Source organism: Acetobacter malorum (assembly GCF_001580615.1).
GTDB lineage: Bacteria > Pseudomonadota > Alphaproteobacteria > Acetobacterales > Acetobacteraceae > Acetobacter > Acetobacter malorum.
The window spans coordinates 1-23,678 of the sequence record NZ_LHZC01000055.1 but is presented as its reverse complement, the minus strand read 5'-3'; the positions used below and the strand labels follow the sequence as shown (position 1 = coordinate 23,678).

Sequence of the window (23,678 nt, the reverse complement as noted above, 5' to 3'; positions counted from 1 at the left end):
GCTACGCGCAACAGGCGGAGTGCAACGCGCCGCCCCCGGCTTACGCTTTAAGCTGGCCCATATGCGGGTCCGTGCGGCTGGGTTTTCCATTTTCCATATGCCCGGCCAGTTGCATGAGCAGACTACCATCATGCGCATCATACACAGCCAGATCATACCAGTTGTCCGATGCCGCAAGCAGCCATGATGTTGCAGTGACCGCCCCCGGCGGCACCGTGACGGTATGCCGCGCGTGATTATAACCGTCCTCAATCCGCAACATGCGGGCTGTCTGGCCCGGATGCTGCAGGGACAGGATTACGCTGCTTTGGGCAGGGTCATAACGCAGGCCACACTCCGGTAGGTCCTGACCATAAAACGCCCGAAAAAACCCGTTTGGCCCATGCACCGTTATGGGCTGGTCCGCTTTGGCCTCCAGATGCACCGACAGGCTCTGGCCTGCTGCAAGCGTATAATGGCGGGCTATCTGGCCGTCCCTGACGCGCAGAACTGCGCCCTGCGTGCCCTCATTAGCAAGCTCCAACACCCCATTGGCGCGCCTGTTAGCATGCAGCACATAGGGCAGAGCGCGGGCGGGACGCTGTCCGGCCTCCTGCTTTGGCATAGTTTGCCGGGTAGGCACCACCGGTTTGGGCAAGGCGCAGGATTTGCGTGTGTCTGCCAGATAGGTGTCCGTGCGGGGCAGAGATGCTTCCCACTGGCAGTTGGTCTGCGCGAAGTTGAAGAGGGATGTCATATCCCCGCACACACTGCGCCGCCATGGCGTAATATTGGGGCATTGCACCCCAAAGCGTGCTTCCAGAAAACGCAAAGCGGATGTGTGGTCGAAAACCTGTGAATTAACCCACCCGCCTTTGGTCCACGGCGAGATGACCATAGCGGGCACGCGTGGGCCAAGTCCCACTGGCTGACCGTAATAGCTTTCCCCATCAGTCGAAACCGTGCAGGCCCCCTGTTGCGCATTCAGTGCAGGAATAGGTGGCGGAACATGATCAAAAAAGCCGTCATTTTCATCATAATTGAGAATAAAGACTGTTTTAGCCCAGACATCCGGATGCCGAACAAACACATCCATCAGTTGGGAAATCAGATATTCACCGTAACCCGGTGGCGCATTAGGGTGTTCGCTCAGAGCTGTGGGCGGCACAATCCATGAAACCTGAGGCAATTTACCTTGCGCCACATCACGCTCAAACGCGGCAATCAAATAGCGCCCTTCTGTATCATGCATATCGGCAGGGCCTGAGCCGTCAACGATGCTACGTGCACCACGATATGCCCACGTGTCCTTCCCGACAGAGCGAAACGCCGCGAAAGACGCCAGAGGGTTATCACCAAAATTGTCGTATTCCTGATACACTTTCCAGGACACACCTGCCTCCTGAAGTTTTTCAGGATAGGTAGTCCAGTCAAACGGTTTAAAGTCGGCGCGGTCATGCGCCATGTCGGCAGACCAGTTGCCATCATCAACATTCTCTACAGCCTGCTTGCCAGCATTACCCACGGCCAGCCCGTTGGTGCCGGTGAAGAAATAGAGGCGGTTCGGGTTTGTCGGGCCGAAAATCGATGCGTGATAGGCATCGCAGATCGTAAAAGCGTCTGCCAAAGCATAGTAATACGGAATTTCTTTACGGGTAAAATGCCCCATGGTCATGGGGGTTTTATGCGGTATCCATGTATCCCAGTTGTTCCATTCGGCCTGCGTATTTTTCCAGCTATGGTCCAGACTGGCCAGACAGGCGCTGGAAGTGTGCGCTGTATTAAACAGGAAGGGCAGAACGTGCCCGCCCTTACCGTCAGGCTGCGCGAAAATGCTTTTTCCATCAGACTGTTTTTCAGCCCGTGGATCTCCATACCCGCGCACCCCTTGCAGACAGCCGAAGTAATGGTCGAAAGAGCGGTTCTCCTGCATCAGGATAACCACATGCTCCACATCCCGAATGGTGCCAGTTGCCGTATTCGGCGCCACTGCCAGAGCCCGCCTCAGGTTTTCCGGTAGGGCCGCGCCTGCTGTTGCAGCCGCGCTGAACTTCAGAAACTGGCGACGATTAGGGGCACGAAGCATGGCATTATCCGTCACAGAAGACATAAAGCAGAACGCGAAGAAATGATTTTAGAAATGCTTACGCACCGTAAAGAACACCATCCGCGGAGACCCCGCCTGAAGCGTCTGCAGGCTGCCAGTTGGGTCGGTCGGGCGGAAGCCGGCACTCCCTACAGTCGCCACATAGCGTTTATTGAACAGGTTCGTCACGTTAATCTGCATATCCAGCCCCCGCAGCGCCCAGTTCTGGCTATGGAAGCGGTAGCCGACATTCAGGTTGAAAATGTCGTTCGGTTTGATCCACTGGTCGTTGGTATAGGTATACGTCCGGCGGCCCTGATACTGCATGCCAAAATTACCCCAGATTGACCCGTCATCATAACTGATCTGAACGTTTGCCAGATTCCGCGGCATGGCCACCACGCTCTTGCCGCGCGTGTTGTAGGTCACGCCACCCGTTGTCAGATCATCATTATAAGTCGACTGGTTGTAGGCGTAGGAAACATACAGGGACCAGTTATCGGTAAAGTGGTAGTTAAACGCGGCATCAATACCACGCGCTGTTACACCGCCACCATTGACCAGAATACTGGGAATCCCCTGCACGTTGTTGGTCGCGTTTGGGGTGATGGACAGAAGCCGGTTTTCAAACTGAATGTAATAGCCGGTGAGAGACGCCTGAATACGGCGGTTGTGGAAGCGATACCCGATTTCCTCACTATAAGACATTTCTGGACGCAGCGAATTTTTTGATGCTGCATAAGCCGCACTCGTCATAGCGAACGGGCTGGTTGCACCGGTGGAAGAGTTATCGAAAGCCGCCATATTTCTTGCGAAATCCGCAAAAATTTCATTATGATGATTAATACGATAGTTGGCACCAATCTGCGGCAGGAAACCATTAGCAGAGGTAATGGAGCCACCGGCATAGGTATTAGTTGGCACCGGCACGCCCATCTCGCTCCCTTCCATCTGCCGACCACGATTATCCACCACCAGCGATTTGAAGCCGTAATTCAGCTTCAGCGCAGGGGTAATCTGCCAGGTATCCTGCAGGTGGAACTGATAGGTTTTAGTATTAAACGCACTCTGCCACTGTGTTGCGAAGGAGTTACCCCGGAACCAGTGAACGGAACTGCCGGTGTAGCCATCTTCGCTCAGCGGATAGAAGCGCCGTGCCTGTTCAAAATCGTTATTTTCAAACCAGAAGCCACCTTCAATAGTATGATGACCGATTTCATAGGACAGGCTGCCAATAAAGCCTTCACGATGGATATCATATTCCGTCGTACGGACAGAAAGCGGGGAGCCACCCAGCGCCTCAGGCGTTGGCGTATACGGGGTGGCGTAGATCCCTTGCCCCGTATTGGTATGGCCGTAGACAGTGGCAGAACCTTTCAGGCGGTCAGTCAGCTTGAAATCAAGCTTGCCATACCCCAGCACGTCCTCACGCAGACCGGCTGAGTTGTAGTAGGACTGGTCCTGATCCTTAATCCCAGCCGGAAAGGCGGTGCCATTCTGGTAAGCTCTGGCGATATCTTTAGCCAGACCATAATTATTGGTAATATTATCGAGCTTATAACCGATTGTACGGATCTGCTCTTTTGAAATATCCTGATAATCATTTTCCGCGCGCTGGCTGTAATCTCCAAACAGCGTCAGCTTGACCTTATCACCCAGCGGCTGCACGAACTTGGCGTTTGCCTGCTGCTGCTGCTGAATTCCCTTCCCTTTCCACTTGTTGGCATCCTGATAATCATAGGACACATACAGGCGGCCACCCCCGGGAAGCGTGCCGCTATTAACGCGCGCAAACGTGCGCCATGTGCCATACGAGCCACCTGTGGCCGCAACGTCCGCGCCAAACTTTTCGGTTGGGTCGATAGACGTAAATTCAAGCGCGCCACCGAGGTCATTAGAAGCCGCAACCCCGACCGAACCCGCCCCCTGCGCCAGTGTGGCCGTACCGTTATTTTCTGTTTGCAGAGCACGGCCAATAGACAGGCCATTATCGTTCCCGTAGGCCAGATTGCCCAGCGGAATACCATCCATGGTAAAGCCGAGGCGACTTTGGTCAAACCCACGGATGATGATCTGCTGCGACCATTCATAAGACCCCAGCGCATCGGATGAGGTAAACATAACGCCCGGCAGTTTAGACAGGGTTTTCAGAGGGCTGGTGCCGGGAACCACCTGTTGCAACGCCATGTGAGAGAGCTTTTGCGTCTCACGGGCCGCACCTGCCCCCATGACCACAATAGACTCTGCCTTATCATCCTGTGGGGGTGCCACTTTTGCCTTTTGAGAAGCCTGAGCCGTTTTGCTTTTGGCTGCCGGTTTGGTGTGTACCTGTTCAGCCTTTTTAGTCTGGGTGCTGGCTGAGACCGTCTCAGCGTGAGCATGATGAAACAGTAAAGAACTCATACATGTTGTAAGAAGCAGCAGTTTATTCTGTTTCATGCAGCGCGATCCCTCATCCCGAGGCTCCCAATGGGGGGTTAGATAACGCTGCGCAGACTATCGTCTTGTTTTGGTGTGTGTGTTGTAGTTTGATGACGTTACAATGACAATTTGATGTCACCCTGCTTAACCAGTAAAACCTTACACTCCACAGTCTCCGGAAAGTTTTTACCAAAACAAGTTTTACAAATTTAAAGCTATTTTAAAAAATATTCATACGCCTGATGAGAAAGCGTATTCAGCACCCTGATCCCGGCCTGTTCGTCCGGCAAACCGGATGTCAGCACCACCAGAATATAGCGTTTGCCATCAGGCAGGGTGACAATGGCGGCATCATTCCGCACGCCATCGACCCAGCCGGTCTTATGGGCCACGGGTGTGCTGGCGGGCAGGCCGGGGGGAATAATGTCATTAAATTTCTGCCCCAGCATAATCTGGATCATGCTCTGGCTTTGCGCCTTACCCACAATCTTCCCGCTATCCAGCTTTTGCAAAAAATCCCCTAACCCACGTGCTGAAACCTGATTACGAATTCCCTGATCATTCGCATCAAAGTCCTCAATCATCCGCCCGAAGACGATGCCAATGAGGCCCTGCGCTTTCACGACGGAGCGTATTGGGAGCACCCCAAGCTTTTCAATCATCAGGTTGGTCGCCAGATTGCTGCTATACTGGATCATCACGCGCAGAAGTTCTGAAACAGGCACCGGCTTGCCTGCCTGCGCGTAGAGAGGGTCATAAGAATCCTCTTTCTGCTCAAGCGCAAAGCTCCCCTTTCCCACCAAAGAATGAAAATGGTTGTGAACAACAATGGTATCTTCTGGATGCAAGGTGCCTTTTGTAAAGGCCTCATAGGCTGTATCCAGCACGAACAGCTTCATGGTGCTGGCTGCATTAATCAGATCATCGCAGTTCAGGCACACATCCGGCGCCTGACCACTACGTGCCGCATAAACAGCAAAATGCCCCGGCTGCTTGCTGACCGTTTTTGCCATGATCTGCGCCAGGGGGTTTGACCCGGCGGAAGGCGCCGCGCTGGCCAGATGAGGCATCAGGAGTGCTCCGGCTAAAAAGGTTTTTGCCAGAACAGTGGAAATTTTCAGCATCTTCATCAGCTTTTCCCTCCTTGATCTATCATACACCACAGCGTACGCCCTATAAGCGTTTTTAAGACGATGCCCTTGCTGGTCAGGGCTTATGAGACGTCAGTGTATGGGCAAAGAACGTATCCATCCACATATAGGCCGTCAGCCAATCCTGCATGCGCAAAAAAGTATGCCGTTCATTGGGAAAAGAATGTTCCTCATACAGCACGCCCTGCTCTGACAACAGTTTTGCCAGAAGGGTCGATTGCTCAAATTCGACGTTATAATCATCATCACCATGCACTAGAAGAACCGGAGCATGCCAGTGAGCAATATCTGCCGCAGGGGAGGACTGCCATTCCACTTCATGCGCTTTCCTGTTCTCCTCAGGGGAAAGGCCATATGTGTCGGGGTCGATCATATCATGCACGCCATGAAAATCCGCGCCTGCCGCAAAGACATCACTATTACGGGCCAGAGCGAGTGCCGTCAGATAGCCGCCCCAGCTTCCGCCCCAGATGCCGATCCGCGCGGGATCAATATCCGCTCGGGCCCTGAGATAGGTGGCAGCAGCAAAGACATCCCGATATTCACTGGCTCCGTGTCCGCCCGTTTCAGGCGCATTCCGAAACGCCTCGCCATAGCCTGTCCCGCTCCGATAATTGACGGACAACACAACATAGCCCTGCGCCGCCAAGGTCTGGTTCATGGCATAGGCATTGGAATAATAGTCCATGCCATTAAAGGCAGGGAGCGTCTGGCGATGCGGCCCACCATGCACAAACACCAAGGCAGCGCGCGGTGTTTTAGCCTCTCCCTCCGGCACAAAAAGCTGTCCATGCACTTCAACGCCATCAGCGCTGTGGAACACAACCACTTGCGGGGTCACGAAATGCACATCTGACGGTGCTTGCGGAGAAACAAGCGGCGCGCTTGCACCATCCGGCCCGACCACCGCCGGATGCGCTGTCTGTGTGACACTGGCGGCGATGACGCCCACCTTTGCTCCGGCCACAGCAAGGTCTGTTTCCATATCTTCACTGTGGGTCAAACGCTGGGGAGAAGAGCCGTCCAGAGCCAGCCGCCATGCGTGCCAGGCATCCACATTCCCGACATTGCTTGTGTAAAAAAGCGTCTTTCTGTCCTGTGACAACCGATAGGATGAGACTTCCGCCTTATCTGGCGTCAGACAGGACGGGATTCCTGTGCCCGATGCCGCCACAGCACAAACCCGCATCCATCCGCTTCCTTCCCACGGGAAGAGCAGATGGGCGTTATCAGACCACAGAAGGCTGCTCCCCTCCGGCACAGCAAACCGTGCACCCGTCCCGGCAGGCGGTGTCCACACAACATGGTCTGTATTACTGGCCAGATCATAAACATGCAGCGACCAGAAAGAGCCTTTTTCGGTCTTCTTATCAGTAAGCGGCCTATGCTCCCGCACAAACGCGACAAAACGGCCATCCGGAGAAAATGTTGGCAGACTATCCTGCCCCAGTGCGGGAGCAAGAAATGTCATGGTCGCCGTTTTGACGTGCCATAATCCAATGAGCGCATGACTGCCACGGTCCAGCGTAAAGGCCAGCGCCGAGCCATCCGGTGCCCATTGCAAGGACGTAAGGCTCCCCGGCACGCTCATGACCTCTTTCGCCACTTTACCAACGGGAGCCAGAAACAGGGAGCCTTTGTGCGAGAACGCCAGCGTCGCGCCATCTGGAGAGAATGTGGAGTTCCAGCCTTCCCCCATGCGCATCTGTTTGCCGCTTTCCAGAACCACATTCACGCTCTGATGCGTTCCTGTTTCTGAAAGGTTCGGGTTAGGAGAAGAGGCGTCCGGAAATTCCGGGTCTCCTCCTTCCACATAAGCCAGCGTCTTACCGTTGGGGGAGAGAGTCACACCCCATAAATTGGTGCCGTCATCCTGCGTGAAATGCGTCAGAGCTTTCGGTGTTCCTGACACGTCCGCTGCCAGAATATTCCGCACGCCACTGCGCTTTTCCACCCATGCAAACCGGTTCGCGTTGCTGGCCCCAACCAGATTTGTGGCGAACGGCATGGACAGAAGTGCCGTGATCTGATGCCGGGCTCCCACCTCATCAAGCGGCGCAGCATTTGCCGGAGAGACGGAGTATAAACCACCAGCAAGGAGAGCTGCTGCGAAGGCAGAACGGATCATCATCATTATTTCCCCGCCAGAGTTGTGAAAATTTCTTCTTCTACTCTGGAGAAAGAAGAATACTGTCCGGGCTTCTCCTGCTCATAATCAGGATACCCATCCGCCGCAAACAGATAGGCCTCTCCGTTTTGCGGATTATACCAGAAGCCAGAATGCAGTCCGTACGCATCACCCAGATGACCACGCAGGCCGCCCTGATACCCGACATAGGGGATGGCAGGTTTTCCGTTGGTGTCTTTTGTGCCTGTCAGCGTAAACAGGCTCAGGCCATAGGCGCTTAGTGGGTACGGACACTCGCCATTCTTGCCATTAAATGTCCATGTAGGTGTTTCCATCGCCTCAATGCTTTGCGGAGCCAGAAGCCTGACACCATCAAGCGTGCCGCGCTGGATCATAAATTGCGCCAGACGAGTGAGCCCCTGCAGAGAAATACGCAGGCCACCCTGTGGAGAAAACACGCTGCCATTGCTGCCAATTTTGTAGGATTCTAAATCCTCTTTGCTCCAGCCTTTAAGAGGCTGGCTATCAACTGCGGCTTCATACCCAGAGGGTACATGCTGATAAAGTGTGGCAAGACGCTCCGGATGCTCCAGCTCCGCAACGTTATAGCCCCCGTCTATTTTCAGCGGTTCCAGAACATGCTGTCTCTGATAACGGTCAAACCGCTCCCCGCTGACCCGCTCGATGATGGTGCCAACCAGCCCGTAGCACAGGTTGCAATAGGTAAAATATGTTCCCGGCGCGTGGCCATCATGAAAAGAGAAATGATAGTCCTGGCTTCCGGGTTTATGACTTTCATCAAAGAAATCACGCACTGACTTACCGGGCGGCAGAACATACACATCGCCATCCCGAATGGTGGAGGTATGGTTTAAAAGCATCCGCACGGTGATGGGGGTAGTGGGAAAATCCGGATTGCGCAGCGGAAAACCGAGATACTCCGAGACATCATGATCGAGATTAATCTTGCCCTGCTCGACCAGTTCCATCAGCCCGATAGTAGTCACTACCTTGGAAATGGACGCAATACGGAAGAGGGTTTCTTGCTTAACCGGAACAGTTTGAGCGCCATCACGCCGCGCAAACCCACCATAATACTGGTAAACAGGCTGGCCATGTTCCAGCTTGACGGCAGCGAGTGCCGCCAGAGGCTGGCTTTCACCGTGCGTTAACACGGCATCCATCTTTTTATCGGTCGCGGTTTGCGCCAAAGCGGTTGTGCTGAAAAACGCCAGAGCCAGAGCGGAACAGACTTTAAATTTCATAGCGTTTTTCCTTTTGGATACAGGACAGCGTGGTGTCTGGCTGCGGCCTGAACGGCTTTTGCAGAAAACGGAAGGGGCTGCATAGCGCCCTTGAGCCAGAGTTGCAGGACATCCGCATAATGCCCGCTGTCCGGCAAGGCAGACTGACCGGGGAAGTTAAGGAACAGCGAGTTGTCCCACGCCCCGACGTCACACACCATCAGATAACTTGCCCCGCCTGTTACAGCATATGGGTTACGGCCCTGCGCAAGCGCTTTTTCTGACAAATCCGGATTATACCAGCGCGCCATGACTGTGTACGGGTCTCCCCCACTCCGGGCCGTTTCACCCCCTATGGGCTGAAACGCTTCTGCTACAGCTTTCACACCATGGAGCGGATGACGAAGCTGAACGGTATGCAGGGTGCCCCACTGCCATGCAGCAGCCACCGGTCCCAGACGGTCGCGCAACTCTTCCACCGCCTGCTGAAACGCTTTGACAAGGAGAGCATCACGCTGTGTCTCCGGCGTGGCGCCCAATCGGCTATCGGGCTTTTGCAGGAATGCCAGAAGAACAGACGCGTTAAGCGGTTGTGGCAGAAGAGAACGCAGGTTTTCCGGCACCAAGGCCTGATAGAACAGGGTATTCAGGCGAGTCCACCACACCTCATACAACGCCGCGGCAACACTTGTCGCTTCTACGCGCCCATTCCATTGGCGCAGCAACGCGGCTTCTGCCTGCATGGGCGCAGGCACTTCCGGCAGCAGTTGCACCACGGACAAGGCCAGATGAGAGAGCGTATCATGCTGCAAGGCCACGCTATCCGCTACTGTGGCATGAGGAGAGACCTGAAGGACTTCTGCAACACGCTGGTAACGGTAAGGGTCTTTCCATTCGTAGCTGACGCAGCGTTCCTCATACGGGTAGTCCGCTGGCAGATTGAGCTCGTTGGAGGTACCAAACCAGCCACGGGCGGGATTGAAGCTGTTGGGAAGCGCATCCAGCGACTGGAGGCCCTTCCAGTCATACCGCCCATCACCCGGCGCGGGCAGCAGGCCATCATAGCCGTTGCGGCGTTCCGGCAGACCGCCCGCAGCCTGCCAGCCAATATTCCCCGCTGTATCGGCGTATGTGAAATTTGTTGGACTGGTATGGAGTTTCAGGGCTTGACGGAAACTATCCCAGTCACTGGCAAGATTGATGCCGATATTAGCCAGCATGCCATTCGCGCCCGGATAGAGCCATGTGGCGGAAACTGCCACAGCCCTGTTCCGTGCAGGATCGGCAGAGACAACCGGCCCCTGTGCCGCATAGCGCAGGGTAACACTTTGCGCGGGGCCTCCACGCACAGCAATGGAGATTTCCTCATGCTCCATCTCCACCCAGCGCCCATTGTGAAAATAGCGGTCAGGATGGTCGGGATGCGTGCGCAGGATAAACAGGTCTTCCTGATCGATATGAAAATTGGTGCGCCCAAAAGCAAAATGCGCGTTATGGCCCTGCATGATGCCCGGCGTACCCGGTGCCCCACCGCCAATTACATCCAGCCCCGGCGCTGTCAGATGGATGACATGACGCGGGCCGGGTGAGCCAAAACTGAGATGCGGGTCATTGGCCAGAATGGGGCGACCGGTGGCCGTGCGCGTGGGTGCAATGACCCATGCGTTACTACCCTCATTGGCGCGTCGGTGGTCGCCCTCATTGGGGGAAGGCACTGCATGCAGGCCGGCAAGAGAGGGGCCATCCTGCAAAACACCAAAAAGGCCCAGATCCTGCTCTGTGACAGCATGCACATCCAGCCCATCCGGCACCCTGAGTGTATGGGCGGGGCGCAGAGGCTGGATCAGCGCGTCATAGGCCAGCGCGTCCTGCGCCGCCAATTGTGCGTGGCGGATTTCGGCTTTGGTGTTCCCTGTTGCTTCTGCCCGGATGCGCACCAGATCCAGAACATCCCATTCAAGCGGATGATATGAAAAAATATTGAATTCTGCAGGGAGTTTTTCTTCACCCGTGTTGATGCGGGCAAGATAGGCGTTAATACCCGCCACATAGGCGCGGGCGCAGGCCTGCACTGCGGGCGGCAGCGCTGCAAACTCTGCCTGTGCATCACCCCGGAACAAGAAAAGCCTGCTTGCCGTGTCAGACGGCACGCAATCAGGCCCATAAACTTCCGCCAATCTGCCCAGGGCCCGACGATACTCAAAATCGAGCTGCCACAGCCTGTCCCGAGCAATCAGGTAGCCGTTTGCAAAAAACGCATCCGGCACGGAAGCGGCCCGCACATGCGGCACGCCCCACTGATCCTCCAGCACCTCGACCGGTGCATTCAGCCCCTCCAGCCCCATCAGGCTGGAAGCGCCCCCCTGCCGGGCCAGAGCGCGGTAAGTGGTCAGTCCAGCCAAACCGGCAGCAACACCCCCCAGCAGAACGTGACGACGGGTGAGAAAGGAGGAGTGTCTCATTTTACGGCTGCATCTCTTCAACAAGGTCCCGAATGGTCAGGGCGGAGCCGCAGGAAAGCGTGAACCCCAAAGCCCCATGGCCAACATTGAGCAGCAGGTTACGCCATTGCGTCCGCTGCACCAAAGGTACCCCGGTGGGCGTGGCGGGCCGCATCCCCGCCCAGGTGGTGGCGGACGCGTAAGGCCCGGCGGCCGGAAGTGTTTCCTCCGCCAGATGTTTCAGCGAGGCGATGCGGCGCGGATCAGGCGAGGCATTCAGCGCACCAATATCAACCATGGCGGCAATACGGAGCCGATCGCCCAGACGGGCGTACACAACGCGGTTGTCATAATCCGTGACGCTCACATCAGGCAGCACGGCCGGATCTGCCTCCACCGTCAGGCTGTATCCCTTCAGCCCGTAGAGAGGCAGTCTTTGGCCCAGTGGCTGCATCAACGCGCGGGAGGCGAGTCCGGCTGCCAGAACCACAATGTCCGTCTGCCACTCTGCCCCGTTGATCCGCACCCGGCACCGCGCATCCAGATCTTCCTCCAGAACGACATCGCCTTTTACAATCTGAAAATCTTTGCTCTGTTTGAGGGATTTAAGAAGAGCCTGACAGAACAGATAGCAATCTGCCACTTCATCATCAGGAGAGAAAATACCGCCTGCCAGTGTGGGTGCAAGACCTGCAAAAGCAGGTTCTACCTGCGCACATTCCGCCGGGGTCAGAACCTGTTCCTGTTGTGGGTTACTGACAGCTTTGGCGGCTTTGGAAAATTTCTGCGCGTTCCGATACACAACCAGCTTACCGGGTTTGCGCCACAAAAAATTTTCCAGCCCGTCCTGCCGCCACTGATTGAGAGCCTGTTGCCCCAGCAAAGCGAGCTTTAACAGCCGGGCTGCGTTGGCCTTGTTGGTTCTGGCATTACAGGCCAGCAGAAAATCTGCCAGCCACCGCCACTGCTGCCAGTCCAGCCGGAGCCGGAGGGAAATGGGAGAGTCGGCCTGAAGCATCCATGAGAGCGCTTCCAGCGGAATCCCGGCATCCGCCAACGGCCGCACATAGCGGTAGCTCAGCTGGCCGCCATTGCCAAAACTGGCCTGTTCACCAACCTGATCCTCGCGCTCCACCAGCGTCACACTGTGTCCGGCCTGGATGAGCGCATATGCGGTTGTCAGGCCAATAACGCCTCCACCCACTACCGTGATTGTCCGCTTTGCAGGCATAAGAACCATCGACCCCTTATGATCATGACGAGCCCGCTCAAACATGCGCATGCCATGTTCCGGGATCTTCTCAGTAGAAAATCTAAAAACAGATCCCCCTGCATGCCATTTAAAAAATGCCCGCCACCCTTAACCTGAGGTTAACCCTGCGAAAGAGCACTTTTGCTTACGGCACAGCTAACGGCAGCCCCAGAGCCTCCCCGACTGCCGTTGCCACGTCATGCCGTAGATGCACCACACTGTGCCCTCCATTGGGATGGACACGGTTGGTCAGAATAAAAACATAGCAATCATTATCAGGATCAATCCACAGCGACGTGCCTGTAAACCCGGTATGACCGAAGGAATGATGGGATAGCCGCTCTCCTCTGGGGGAGGCATAGGGAGACGCAATATCCCACCCAAAACCACGCAGGCTCTTCTGGCCTGCCGGCTGCTGGGGTGTTGTCATGGTCAACAGCGTCGCGCGACTGAGAGGAAATACGCTGGATCGCCCGGCCCGTTTGTCCAGCAAGGCCTGCGCGTAACGGGCCATATCTTCCGCCGTAGAAAACAGACCCGCATTCCCCGCAACGCCGTTCATGCGGCGCGCCGTGGGGTCATGCACCACACCGCGCAACATCGTGCCGTGTTCATCATACTGCGTGGGGGCAATACGCGCCTGTTGGGCTGGGGGCGGCAGAAAGCCTGATTGCGTCATGCCCAGCGGGGTAAGGATAGCGTTCTGCGCATACACATCCAGTGTCTGCCCTGTCAGTTTTTCAACCAGAAGCCCGAGAGTGATAAAATTGAGATCACTGTAAATAAAGCCTCTGCCCGGCGGGATTTTGGGAACAGCCTGCATGATACGGTCCGTGGCGGCGGCTTTCCCCCACCAGTCCGGCGTGCGAGGCAGATCGGGCTGCAGGCCGGAAAAATGCGTGAGCAGCAGCCGCACTGTAATCTGCGCTTTCCCAGCCGCAGCAAATTGCGGAAGGTAACGGGCTACGGGAGCCTCCACATCCACCAGACCTTTTTCCACAAGCTGCATGACAGCCAACGCGGTGATCATTGGTTTGGTGAGGGAGGCCATATCAAACACGGTGTCCCACGTCATGGTTTCTTGCGTTGACACAAGGCTGCGCGCACCAAAGACGCCACGGTGGATCAGCCGCCCGTGCTGGCCCACACCCCAGACCGCGCCGGGGCACTCGCCCTTGCTGATCGCCTGCTGTATCAGCGCATCCGCTTTTGCAAACCTGTCAGCCTCACGCGACGGCATCTGGCAGGCTGACAGGCCTGCCTGTGCAAGAAAAAGAGAAGATCCCTGCAAAAAACCCCTTCGGGAGAAAGCCGGGAACCGAACTGTCATTGATCGGAAACCTTGAACGGATGCAGATCTTGCGCATCAAAGCTGAAATCAGACCCGACCACCTGCATATGGAAACCCGTAACCTTACCGGATGTATTGCGCTCAAACTGCACGTAGCTGTCGTCCTCCGCATCCTCAGCCCGGTTCTGCCACTTCGCGACAAACAGATCATGCGGCAGGGCGGACAGGGTGCCGGCCAGACCATCGGCCTTCGCAAATGTCATGACCAGATCCTTGCCTTTCAGTGAGAGTCGGATATCGCCGCGCCATGAGTCGTGATAAAGGCCGACATAGTCTTTCAGATCAGACACCGGGAGAGCGATAAAGGGCCGCGCAGGTGACCCCGGCCCGGTGGTGGACGCTTCTTTTTCCGCCTTGTCGTGCGCCTTTTTAGTCTCATCCTGCCAGTATGCGACCCAGTCTGCACTTTTGCCGGTAGCTATGAGGGAACTCATGGTCACGGCAATGGCAGCGGTTGCGGAGTTAGCATAATGATTGGTGAGGACGACCAGCCCGGTATTCTTCTCTGGGAGCATGGAGACATAGCTGACCATGCCGCTGATAGTCCCTGTGTGCCACACGCGTTTCAGACCGTAAAAATCTTCCATAAACCAGCCATAGCCGTAAGCACGGAAGTGACTTTGCGTTTTGCTGCCGCTGTCAGGCACCGGAATGAGTGCTGAAGGTGCCCAAAGGGCATCACGCTGGGCGAGGCTGATAATTTTCCGCCCCTCCACGGTCTTGCCACCGTTCAGAAGCGTCTGCACCCAGCGGTTCATGCCGTTTACGCTGCACCACACACCACCCGCCGGCGCCACGGCGACCGGTTCCAGCGTGGCACGATCCGGCAGAACGCCATCACTCCCCTGCCCTGCGGCAACATCCGTCTGCCCCTTAACCGGGAATGTGCTCTGGCAAGCCGGCAGGCCTGCCGCATCAATCAGATGTGTCTGGACGTAATGTTCCCATGTCTGGCCAGAGATTTTTTCGACAAGTGCTCCGGCCACCACATAGAGCAGGTTGTTATAGGCATAGTCCGCCCGGAACCGGCCCGTAAACGGCATATAAGGAAGTGCCGCCAGAACATCCTTACGGGTGAAGGTGCTATGGGAGAACAGCATCATATCGCCCGCTCCCAGCCCCATGCCGCTATGATGGGTCAGCAGGTCACTCACACGGAACTCACGCGTAATCCACGGGTCAGAAACCCTGAACTCGGGCATGACATCAATGACGCGGTCGGTCCATTTCAGCTTCCCCTCATCCACAAGGGTTGCCAGAGCGGTGGCCGTAAATTCCTTACTGTTGGAGCCAATAGCGAAAAGGGTATTGGGATCGACCTTCCCGCTTTTTTCATTATCCTCCCGGCGCCCATAGCCTTTAGAAAAAACGATTTTTCCATCATGGATCACACCAACGGCGATACCCGGCACATCAAAAGCCTTCTGCGCTTTGGTAACAACATCATCAATCTTCTGCTCTGTCAGACCATCAGGCAGAGACGGCGTTTCTGCCTGAACTGATGTGCCACTAAAAGCCATCAACAGCGCAGCCAGCGTGCCGCACTGCATGGTAATGCCTGCACGCAGTTTCATTCTTGTGTGGTGCTGTCGCATAGAGGGAAATGCCTGTGAATGAAACATGGAAAACTAAAGCCTTAGAAAGATTTTTTTACGGTACAAGCCATAAAGCAACAGGAAGAAAGGGAAAACAAGATCCGCAGGCGTGCAGACATTCCACGCAACATGTTCCAGAGGAGACCAGACCTTGTTCCAATCCCCCGGATTATTGACAACAATCATAAAAGCTACGGTGATACCGCGCAGGATATCAATAGAGACAATGCGGGAAGAAGGCGGGGTCTGCACCGCCCCCACCCTCTTATCTAGCCTAGAAATGGACCTGTGCTTTCAGATAAATATAGCGGCCTGCATAATCATACATGCCCGGTGATGTATTATAATCCCCGTTCGCATAGAAATTCGGGTCCCGGCCAGCAAGGTTTTTCACACCGGCTGTCACACTATACATATCTCCGTGATAGGTCAGCATCACATCATGGTACCAGGCCTGATTAGTTTTCCACCACTCGGAGACAGTCGGGCCATAAGATGAGCTGGGATAATAGGTAAACCCATCAATAAACCGGACCATGTAGGTGAAGCTCCACGGCCCGTGCGTAAAGGTGGCAGTCCCATTAGCAACCCACTTGGGCACACCCGCATCCGTACCCAGATAGGAAATAAGAGCCTCCCCATCCTGACTTTGCGATTTATAGGACATGATATCCTGAATATCGGCACCGAAAGAGAGGCCGTTATTGTAGTCAATTGGCACCTGATAGGACGCATTGATATCAAGACCGTCTTCGATAAATGCGCCGGTATTTTCATGCAAACGCGCAACCGGATAGAGTTGACCATTCACGTCACGGCCATTCAGAATGGAACAGTAGCTGCTTGAAAGGCCGGTGCTTTCATAACATCCGTTCAGCTCTGTGGAGAGTGAGGGATAGCCGATTGTCTCCGTGATATGGGTATGGAAGTAGTCAACGGTTGCCGTGAGGCCCGGAATGAAACGCGGCGTAAGGATGGAACCAATTGTATAGGTTCTGGAAATTTCAGGCTTCAAACTAGCATTTCCGCCTGTTTCATATTTCAGAGAACCGTTTGTCTGCTTGAAAGTGTTCGGGTTTATCCCCTGCGCCCGGCAGTTGTCTGAAATTACACCCTGAACAGCCCCCGGATAAGTCGAGATATAGGCGCACGGGTCACGCGTGCCTGTCAGGCTGATGATTTTTGATTTGTACAGGTCCTGAATGGTTGGAGCCCGGAAGCCGGTTGCGATATTGACCCGGAATTTAATATCGTCCGTTGGCGCATAAATCAGGCCTGCATGCCAGTTATAGGCCTGCCCGAATGTGTTGTAATTCGAAAATCGTCCGGAAACTTCAGCATTCAGGGCTTTAGCTGCAGGCAGGTTCCGCAACAGCGGAATACTCAATTCCCCAAAAACTTCCGTCACGTTATAGCCGCCGCCGGTATCACCCCGAACCTGGTTGGAGTTCAAACCTGCTTTATCCTGCCAGGAAGAATGCCAATAGCCATCCAGACTCCGATGTTCCACACCCAGAGCAATCCCCAGAGGGCCATACGGCAGACGGGCCAGATGCTTATTGGCAACGGTAAACTGAACATCCCGCATTTCCTGAGCGGACGGATAAATGTCGTCAAACCCTATATAGTTTGCCGCGGCACGAGACATGCTGCCTGTAAACGGGTTATACGGCGCGCAACCAGACGTATTTGCACACAGATTGGGGTCGTAATATCCCTCGGTTGAACCCGCGCCCCCTGTTTGCTGAAAACCAAGCGCATTTTCCATATTGCGCCAGTTGACGCGCCCCGTCCCTTTATCAGACGTCGTGGTTTTTCCGTAAGAGAAGAAGAAGTCATACGTCCAGCCCCCGGTGTGCGGCAACGTGCCTCGTGCACCGCCTGTCAGCTGGTAGTAGTCAATATTTTCATAGTCATATTCACGGCCAATCCCGAACATACGCTGGTTCAGTGCGACGTCTGAGCCAAAGGGATTGCCCGGTTCACCGGCGGGCACAACCATTGCACCAGAGTTACCAGTCAGTGTGGTGGCCGGTGTCGCGATATACATAGGCGTGCCAGCACTTACCGTATGTGTGTGGCTGTAGTTCGCCGTCATATAGAGTTGCAGATTGCTGTTGACGTCAAAATGGCCTGTCGATGCCAGAGACCCAACCTGCTGCTCTGCTATAATCTGGTTATCTTTGGAGTAATCATAATTATCACTCCATTTATAGGGTCTGTAACCACCATGCCCGTCGGAAATAACAGACTGCGCAACACCGTCACTGGACGGCGTTAGCGGCGCACCGCCGTTGAGGGCTGCATACACAGGCTGGGCACCATATTGTGACCCATAATACTGCTCCTGCCCTGGCGGGTTATTCACCTTTGCTTCCTGCATGGCCCACTTGCGCTGGTCTGCGGCCATGGGAGCCTGATAGTTATAGGACCCGGCAATCGTAAAATTGCCCCGGTCATGCATGAAGTTGAAGCCATGCGCTGCGGTGAGCGCGGCCGTCTGATCGTCCCCATATTCACTAATACCGCCGTTTGCGGTCAGGGTTGTTCCGGTGAAATTCTTCTTCAGAATAATATTGACGACGCCCGCAATCGCGTCCGATCCATAGGTGGTTGAAGAGCCATCTTTCAGGATTTCAATACGGTCAATCATGGCGGGAACAATACTGTTCACATCCGGGCAATCGACCGCGCCATTACCATTGACCATGCGATGACCATCAACCAGCACCAGAGTACGGGCTGTACCAAGACTACGGATGTTCAGACAGGAGCCTCCAGCATTGGAATACGTGTTGCCTGAAAACCCCATGGACGGAATGTGAGCAAACACATCGCCCGTCGTCATGGAAGAAGACTGCTGGATCTGCTCGCTCGTGATGACGGTAACCGGCTGAATTTCAGCTGTTTCGACCGCACCCAGATGCGTGCCGACCACCGTGATTGCTTCATCCTTTCCGTTGGATTTGGATGTCACATCGGATTTTTTGGATGTCTTGTTGGTAATCGCTTTCCCGGTGGTTGTGCCCGGCAGGGAAATGATCTGGGCGTTGGCCTCAGTCGTCCAGCCATAGCAGAAAGCGGAAATCCCTAAAAAAAGCAGTCTTTTTCTATAAATCCCTGATCGACGCATCATCTGCTTTCCTTCCCGCCGGATCACCACGTTAATACGATGTCGGAATGATCAGAAGAAAAGCGCGCTCTGTCTATGTCAAAAATGTCATGAACCATTAGCCAATGGTTAAGGGGCACCTGCGCTGTTACAGAGCTGGCAGACCCGCAAGGTCTTTTTGAATTTCTTCTTTAAGGAGTTCCAGAATATCACGGGAAATATGTGAAAGTGCGTAATCAGCACGGAAGAGAACCGTGCAGGCGATGCCGAGAGGAGGCTTGAGCGGAAGCGGCGGAGGCAACCCCGGATGATGCAAAGCCGTCAGCCCATCTACAATAGCGCAGCCGCCGCCAAGCCGGACCAGTTCCGCCGCCATATAATGTGTGCGCACCCGCACAACCGGCACAGTCGAGAGGTCTGCCTCTTCCCACACCATATCCAGAAGGCGAGCGGTCGGATCATTCTCGCTCAGGCCAATATAGCGGGCCGGATTAATGTCTTCCAGCGCGACCGGGCCTGTAGCGGTCTCCTGATCAATCAGCACCAAAGGGACATCGGCAATATGACTGGCCGTAAGCCCCTGCTTTTCATACGTTCCGAACACAATCCCCAGATCGAGGTCATGATTGAGAATACGCGAGACAATTTCCGGGCCGTGCAGTGTATCGATTGTCAGCTCGTTTCCCGGATGGGCCGCGTGATAGCGCTGGATAACCCGTGGCACCACGCTTAGCCCCAGACTGGGCACACAGCCGATGCTGATGGCGTGCCCATCCCGCGCATAACGCAGGTTTTCCGTTAATCTTTTGAGATCAGAAATTTTTTCAAAGATCGTATTCACATGCGGCAGCATGATCCGTGCTTCCCGCGTGGGCACCAGCCTGCCCCCGGTGCGCTCGAACAGCGCAAACCCTAAAGACTGCTCCGCATAGCGCAGCACCTTGCTGGCGGCAGGCTGGGAGACATGCAGCACCTCGGCAGCACGGCGCAAAGAGCCCGTGGACATGATCGCATAGAAAACTTCGATCTGACGTAAACGCATAACGAGCGTTTTACCTTCCTGGTCTGGTTTGCTCATGAAACGCATAGGGCGTGAGCAGAGTAAGCACGGAATACGCTTAATAAAGCCGTCTCTGGCCAGAAGCGCAATTCTGTTGCAACAGAATGTTAACACACCCCAACAAATTGAAAAGACCTCTTATCCGCTCTTTGCTTACGGCCTGGCGTGGAGAATTTTTCTTTTCCCAGACTGTCATTCCACAACCAGACTTCAAAACCCTGTTATAAATTCTGTAAAATTTGTAGTAGACGTTGGAAAATGTTCTGCACCGGCATCTTTACAGATAAGGCTAAGACACTGTAGATCCCATGCTTTCATTTCTTCAATTTCTTAGCTCAATCAAGATTTAAAATCTTTAATGATCTTTCTATTCTATAAAAATAGAGGCTTAAAACCCACTTTAATTTATAAATTATTTATAAACACAGAGAAATACTATATTAGTCTTACACTATAACCTAAAGTTATATACTGAAAAACAATATGGAATTGCTCAATTCCATTCGTTGCGATCATGATATGAAAGATACAACGAATAATGCCCTTATTCGCTTTCCTCACCTCCCTTGCCCAGGAGATGTTCCGACCATGCGCTCCAAAACCCTGAGGCATATTCTGCTCCACTCAGCCTCCAGCCTCAGTCTGTTTGTTATTGCCGCGCCATTGCAAAGTGGCGTGGCATACGCAGACGATGCACAGAGTCCAAACGAGATATCTACAAAATACAGCACGGCCTCCTCCAAAAAAGCTGAGAAAAAAACGCTGCTTCATGTTGCAGATAAGCAGGAAACCCGCAGTACATCACCAGAAAACGTGGTTGTAACGGGGTCCATGTTGCGGTCTTCCAACAACTCCAACGCCAACCCTGTGCAAATTATTACTGCCAAGGATATTCAGCGCACGTCGGCCACAACCCTGTCCGACTATCTCCAGCGCCTGCCTTCTATGGGCAGTGGCGGGAGCTACAACAGTACTACCAATGGTGGCGGCGGCATTGCCTGTCCGGATATCCGCAACCTTGGGGCTTCCCGTGTTCTGGTGCTGGTCGATGGCAAAAGGCAGGTGCAGAACGGTGGATCTGGCTCCTCCTGCGTGGATCTGAACATGATCCCGGTTTCCATGGTTCAGAGTGTAGAAATTCTGAAAGATGGTGGCTCAGAACTCTATGGTGCAGATGCTGTTTCGGGCGTCATCAACATTAAGCTCAAACATAACCTGACGACCGGCAATATTACCGTCAAAGGCGGTATTACGCAGTATGGTGATAACCGGACAGGCATGATCTCAGGCATCAAGGGCTTCAATTTTGATCATGACCGCGGCAACATCACCATTGGCGGCCAATATCTAAGCCAGGGGCCGGTTATGCAGCGGGACCGGGACTGGGCGTATAATCCGCAGATCAACAACCCTGCTCCCGGTGGTTCCGTTGTTTATGGATCTGGCATTACGCCAACCACCTCAGCCCTTGTTGGCGGCCAGCAGCTTCAACCTGATGGAAAAGGCGGCTTTGCGCCCCTCACTGCTTCCCAACGCTACAATTACGGGCCAGAAGGCACGCTGTATCAGTATATGCAGAGCAGCACTCTGACAGGTGACGCGCATTACGAGATTAATAAGCACCTCAATCTGTACGCCAATGTGCGGTACACGCACAAATCATCACAGTCGCAGCTTTCCGCGCAGCCGCTGACCGGAAGCGTTGGGGTCAATTCATTGCCTGCTGCTTTCGAACTGCCCGCAGACAATCCCTACAACGTCTGGGGGAAAGACGTAGGGCTTTATAAGCGGACGGTGGAATTCGGTCCCCGCTCTTATGATTCCGCTAATGATTCCTATCAGGTCATTGCCGGAGGCAACGGCACCATTATTGGAAACTGGCAGTATGATGCCTCCATGTCCTACGGTATGACGCAGAATACTCTGCGCACACAGGGGCTTATTAATTACGCTAATATCCTGCAGGAACTTGGTGTTTCTCAAAATGGATCTTCAATTGCGTATGATCCCTCTATCTGCACATCACAGGCAGGCTGCACGTTGTTTGATCCGTTCCAGACCTGGCCAAAAGCCGCGGTAGATTACGCCAAACATACTGAAATTGACCATTCCACCTATCAGTTGCGAGACTTCAACCTCCGCATCAACAATAATGATGTTGTTAAACTTCCCTATAAAGGCGGCGGTGCAATTGGGATTGCTCTGGGGATGGAGCACCATAGTGAACAACTTTCCTACCATGCAGACCCAGAGGTGCAGGCAGGCAATGTTGCCGGTTCTTATACATCCAGCACTGGCGGCGGCTTTAACGCAACCGAAGTGTATCTGGAAGGCAAGGTTCCCCTGCTGCATAACGTCGCCTTCGCCAAAGACCTGACAATTGATGGGCAGGGCCGCTGGTCTCGCTACAATACGTTTGGTGATACGGAGAACTGGAAAGTCAGCATCAACTGGGCACCGATCCAGGATATTCGCTTTCGTGCAACTTTAGGCACATCTTTCCGACAGCCCAGCGTCTATTCTCTTTATGGTGGTCAAGCTGTTGGTTTTCCTGCCGCCATCGATCCGTGTACGCGGCCTGACTATTATGGCGCAGCGGCAGCCACTGTTGTTGCCAACTGCATGAAAGCCGGTGCGGTGCCCGGCAAGGTTACGCAAGCCTATTCCAATCAGCTTCCCAGCCTGCAAGGCGGAAACCCCAAACTGGGTCCGGAAATTGGCCGCACCTACACGTTTGGCACTGTCATTACACCGCGCTGGACACCCGGCCTCTCGCTGTCCGTCGAGTACTGGCATACGACTCTCAAGAATACCATTGGCTCCGTGGGCACCCAGTATATTGTGGACCAGTGTTACACTGGGTCATCCACCGGCTATTGCGCCAACATCTCCCCGCGTGACAGCAACGGGCAGATCACCATGGTGAATGCTACGACGCAGAATCTCGGCCAGATGACCACCAATGGCATCGATTTTGACCTTGATTATCGTGTGCGCCTGACCCCGACGGATGTGCTGACCCTCAGCAACAATTTGCAGGGATTGGTCGGCTACAATATTCAGCCCTATGCGGGTTCTTCGTTTAGAAATGGCACGGGGCGCCTCTACTACACCGGCGGTGGTGCATATGCCGGAGCAGGAGTTGGCCACCCGCGCATTACCGATTATGCAACAGCCACCTGGACCCACAAAGCATTCAGCCTGTCTTACATGATGAACTACACAAGTGGGATGCGGCTGAACAACGGGTCTGTTGATCTGACGCATTCCACTGCCGGGTCATGGAATGTGCCGGGAATCTTCACGCATGATGTGACGCTGGGCTACAGACTGAAAAACTGGAACTTTACAGTTGGCGTTAATAACCTTTTGGATAAGAAGCCGCCATTTGTCCCTGATGGTGTGATTAACACTGATCTGGCAATGTATTCCCAGAATGTTATCGGCCGGTATGCCTTTCTTCAGGCAGGTATGGATTTTTAAGCAGACTAGGGCAAGATCGACTCATGATGCCAATGGGCGAGTGAACTCAATAGTTCTCTCGCTCTTTTTTTGCGATACTTCTGCCGGCAAGTCTGGCACGCCGATACAATGCCGATCTCTATTGGCTGTGGGTGCCCCAGCTAGTACAGCCTGCCGTTGAGGGGACATAGCTTTAAGGGTGATATGTGCTTAGACTTGCTGACGGATTTTACAGCATTTGAATCATTGCCTGGCTGAGCCACTATAACAGTAAGGTTATTTTTCTAAGGGCATAGCTCTTACAGATTTACACCTTCGGGTCCGTCCCGACTGATGTATACCCAAACTGGTCACGGGTTATTCTTGCCCGATCAGGCCTAGCTTTAGAGCATGACC

13 protein-coding genes are annotated in these 23,678 nt (G+C 54.2%); 1 reads left to right on the top strand and 12 read right to left on the bottom strand.

Going from position 1 to position 23,678, the window contains the following annotated elements:
• Positions 1–40: 40 nt before the first annotated feature.
• The 12 genes from AD930_RS12960 to AD930_RS12905 all read right to left on the bottom strand — a co-directional run bounded on the left by AD930_RS12960 (position 41) and on the right by AD930_RS12905 (position 19,802).
• Positions 41–2,065 (bottom strand): phosphocholine-specific phospholipase C, encoded by a 2,025-nt coding sequence (locus AD930_RS12960; RefSeq protein ID WP_061506747.1) that lies wholly within the window; start codon positions 2,063–2,065, stop codon positions 41–43.
• Positions 2,066–2,113: 48 nt separating this feature from the next.
• Positions 2,114–4,504 carry a TonB-dependent receptor gene (locus AD930_RS12955; RefSeq protein WP_061506585.1) on the bottom strand — a complete coding sequence of 797 codons (2,391 nt, stop codon included), beginning with the start codon at positions 4,502–4,504 and terminating at the stop codon, positions 2,114–2,116.
• A 197-nt stretch (positions 4,505–4,701) separates the two neighbouring features.
• Positions 4,702–5,616 carry a serine hydrolase gene (locus AD930_RS12950; protein ID WP_061506584.1) on the bottom strand — a complete coding sequence of 305 codons (915 nt, stop codon included), beginning with the start codon at positions 5,614–5,616 and terminating at the stop codon, positions 4,702–4,704.
• 76 nt (positions 5,617–5,692) lie between these two features.
• Positions 5,693–7,771, bottom strand: a complete 2,079-nt coding sequence (locus tag AD930_RS12945; RefSeq protein WP_244150584.1) for a S9 family peptidase — start codon at positions 7,769–7,771, stop codon at positions 5,693–5,695.
• Positions 7,771–9,030 (bottom strand): serine hydrolase domain-containing protein, encoded by a 1,260-nt coding sequence (locus AD930_RS12940; RefSeq protein WP_061506583.1) that lies wholly within the window; start codon positions 9,028–9,030, stop codon positions 7,771–7,773. The genes AD930_RS12945 and AD930_RS12940 overlap by 1 nt, the downstream gene beginning before the upstream one ends.
• Positions 9,027–11,471 carry a penicillin acylase family protein gene (locus tag AD930_RS12935; RefSeq protein WP_082781880.1) on the bottom strand — a complete coding sequence of 815 codons (2,445 nt, stop codon included), beginning with the start codon at positions 11,469–11,471 and terminating at the stop codon, positions 9,027–9,029. The genes AD930_RS12940 and AD930_RS12935 overlap by 4 nt, the downstream gene beginning before the upstream one ends.
• 1 nt (position 11,472) lies before the next feature.
• Positions 11,473–12,690 carry a D-amino acid dehydrogenase gene (locus tag AD930_RS12930; protein ID WP_408735776.1) on the bottom strand — a complete coding sequence of 406 codons (1,218 nt, stop codon included), beginning with the start codon at positions 12,688–12,690 and terminating at the stop codon, positions 11,473–11,475.
• 157 nt (positions 12,691–12,847) lie between these two features.
• Positions 12,848–14,032, bottom strand: a complete 1,185-nt coding sequence (locus AD930_RS12925; RefSeq protein WP_061506582.1) for a serine hydrolase domain-containing protein — start codon at positions 14,030–14,032, stop codon at positions 12,848–12,850.
• A complete protein-coding gene (locus AD930_RS12920) occupies positions 14,029–15,627 on the bottom strand; it encodes a serine hydrolase (RefSeq protein WP_061506581.1) in 1,599 nt (532 codons plus the stop codon). Before AD930_RS12920 ends, AD930_RS12925 begins: the two co-directional genes overlap by 4 nt.
• Positions 15,628–15,681: 54 nt before the next feature.
• Positions 15,682–15,900: a hypothetical protein gene (locus tag AD930_RS12915; RefSeq protein ID WP_061506580.1), complete on the bottom strand. Its 219-nt coding sequence runs from the start codon at positions 15,898–15,900 to the stop codon at positions 15,682–15,684.
• A gap of 22 nt (positions 15,901–15,922) precedes the next feature.
• On the bottom strand, positions 15,923–18,784 hold the full coding sequence (locus AD930_RS12910; protein ID WP_061506579.1) for a TonB-dependent receptor domain-containing protein: 2,862 nt from the start codon (positions 18,782–18,784) through the stop codon (positions 15,923–15,925).
• A 124-nt stretch (positions 18,785–18,908) separates the two neighbouring features.
• Positions 18,909–19,802 (bottom strand): LysR family transcriptional regulator, encoded by an 894-nt coding sequence (locus AD930_RS12905; RefSeq protein ID WP_061506743.1) that lies wholly within the window; start codon positions 19,800–19,802, stop codon positions 18,909–18,911.
• 606 nt (positions 19,803–20,408) lie between these two features.
• Here AD930_RS12905 and AD930_RS12900 point away from each other — a divergent pair.
• Positions 20,409–23,303 carry a TonB-dependent receptor plug domain-containing protein gene (locus tag AD930_RS12900; RefSeq protein ID WP_244150583.1) on the top strand — a complete coding sequence of 965 codons (2,895 nt, stop codon included), beginning with the start codon at positions 20,409–20,411 and terminating at the stop codon, positions 23,301–23,303.
• Positions 23,304–23,678 lie beyond the last annotated feature (375 nt).

Excerpts from the sequence above, each read along its gene's own strand:
- AD930_RS12960 (WP_061506747.1), bottom strand. The coding sequence starts at position 2,065 with ATGCTTCGTGCCCCTAATCGTCGCCAGTTTCTGAAGTTCAGCGCGGCT.
- AD930_RS12955 (WP_061506585.1), bottom strand. The coding sequence starts at position 4,504 with ATGAAACAGAATAAACTGCTGCTTCTTACAACATGTATGAGTTCTTTA.
- AD930_RS12950 (WP_061506584.1), bottom strand. The coding sequence starts at position 5,616 with ATGAAGATGCTGAAAATTTCCACTGTTCTGGCAAAAACCTTTTTAGCC.
- AD930_RS12945 (WP_244150584.1), bottom strand. The coding sequence starts at position 7,771 with ATGATGATGATCCGTTCTGCCTTCGCAGCAGCTCTCCTTGCTGGTGGT.
- AD930_RS12940 (WP_061506583.1), bottom strand. The coding sequence starts at position 9,030 with ATGAAATTTAAAGTCTGTTCCGCTCTGGCTCTGGCGTTTTTCAGCACA.
- AD930_RS12935 (WP_082781880.1), bottom strand. The coding sequence starts at position 11,471 with ATGAGACACTCCTCCTTTCTCACCCGTCGTCACGTTCTGCTGGGGGGT.
- AD930_RS12930 (WP_408735776.1), bottom strand. The coding sequence starts at position 12,690 with ATGGTTCTTATGCCTGCAAAGCGGACAATCACGGTAGTGGGTGGAGGC.
- AD930_RS12925 (WP_061506582.1), bottom strand. The coding sequence starts at position 14,032 with ATGACAGTTCGGTTCCCGGCTTTCTCCCGAAGGGGTTTTTTGCAGGGA.
- AD930_RS12920 (WP_061506581.1), bottom strand. The coding sequence starts at position 15,627 with ATGAAACTGCGTGCAGGCATTACCATGCAGTGCGGCACGCTGGCTGCG.
- AD930_RS12910 (WP_061506579.1), bottom strand. The coding sequence starts at position 18,784 with ATGATGCGTCGATCAGGGATTTATAGAAAAAGACTGCTTTTTTTAGGG.
- AD930_RS12905 (WP_061506743.1), bottom strand. The coding sequence starts at position 19,802 with ATGCGTTTACGTCAGATCGAAGTTTTCTATGCGATCATGTCCACGGGC.
- AD930_RS12900 (WP_244150583.1), top strand. The coding sequence starts at position 20,409 with ATGCGCTCCAAAACCCTGAGGCATATTCTGCTCCACTCAGCCTCCAGC.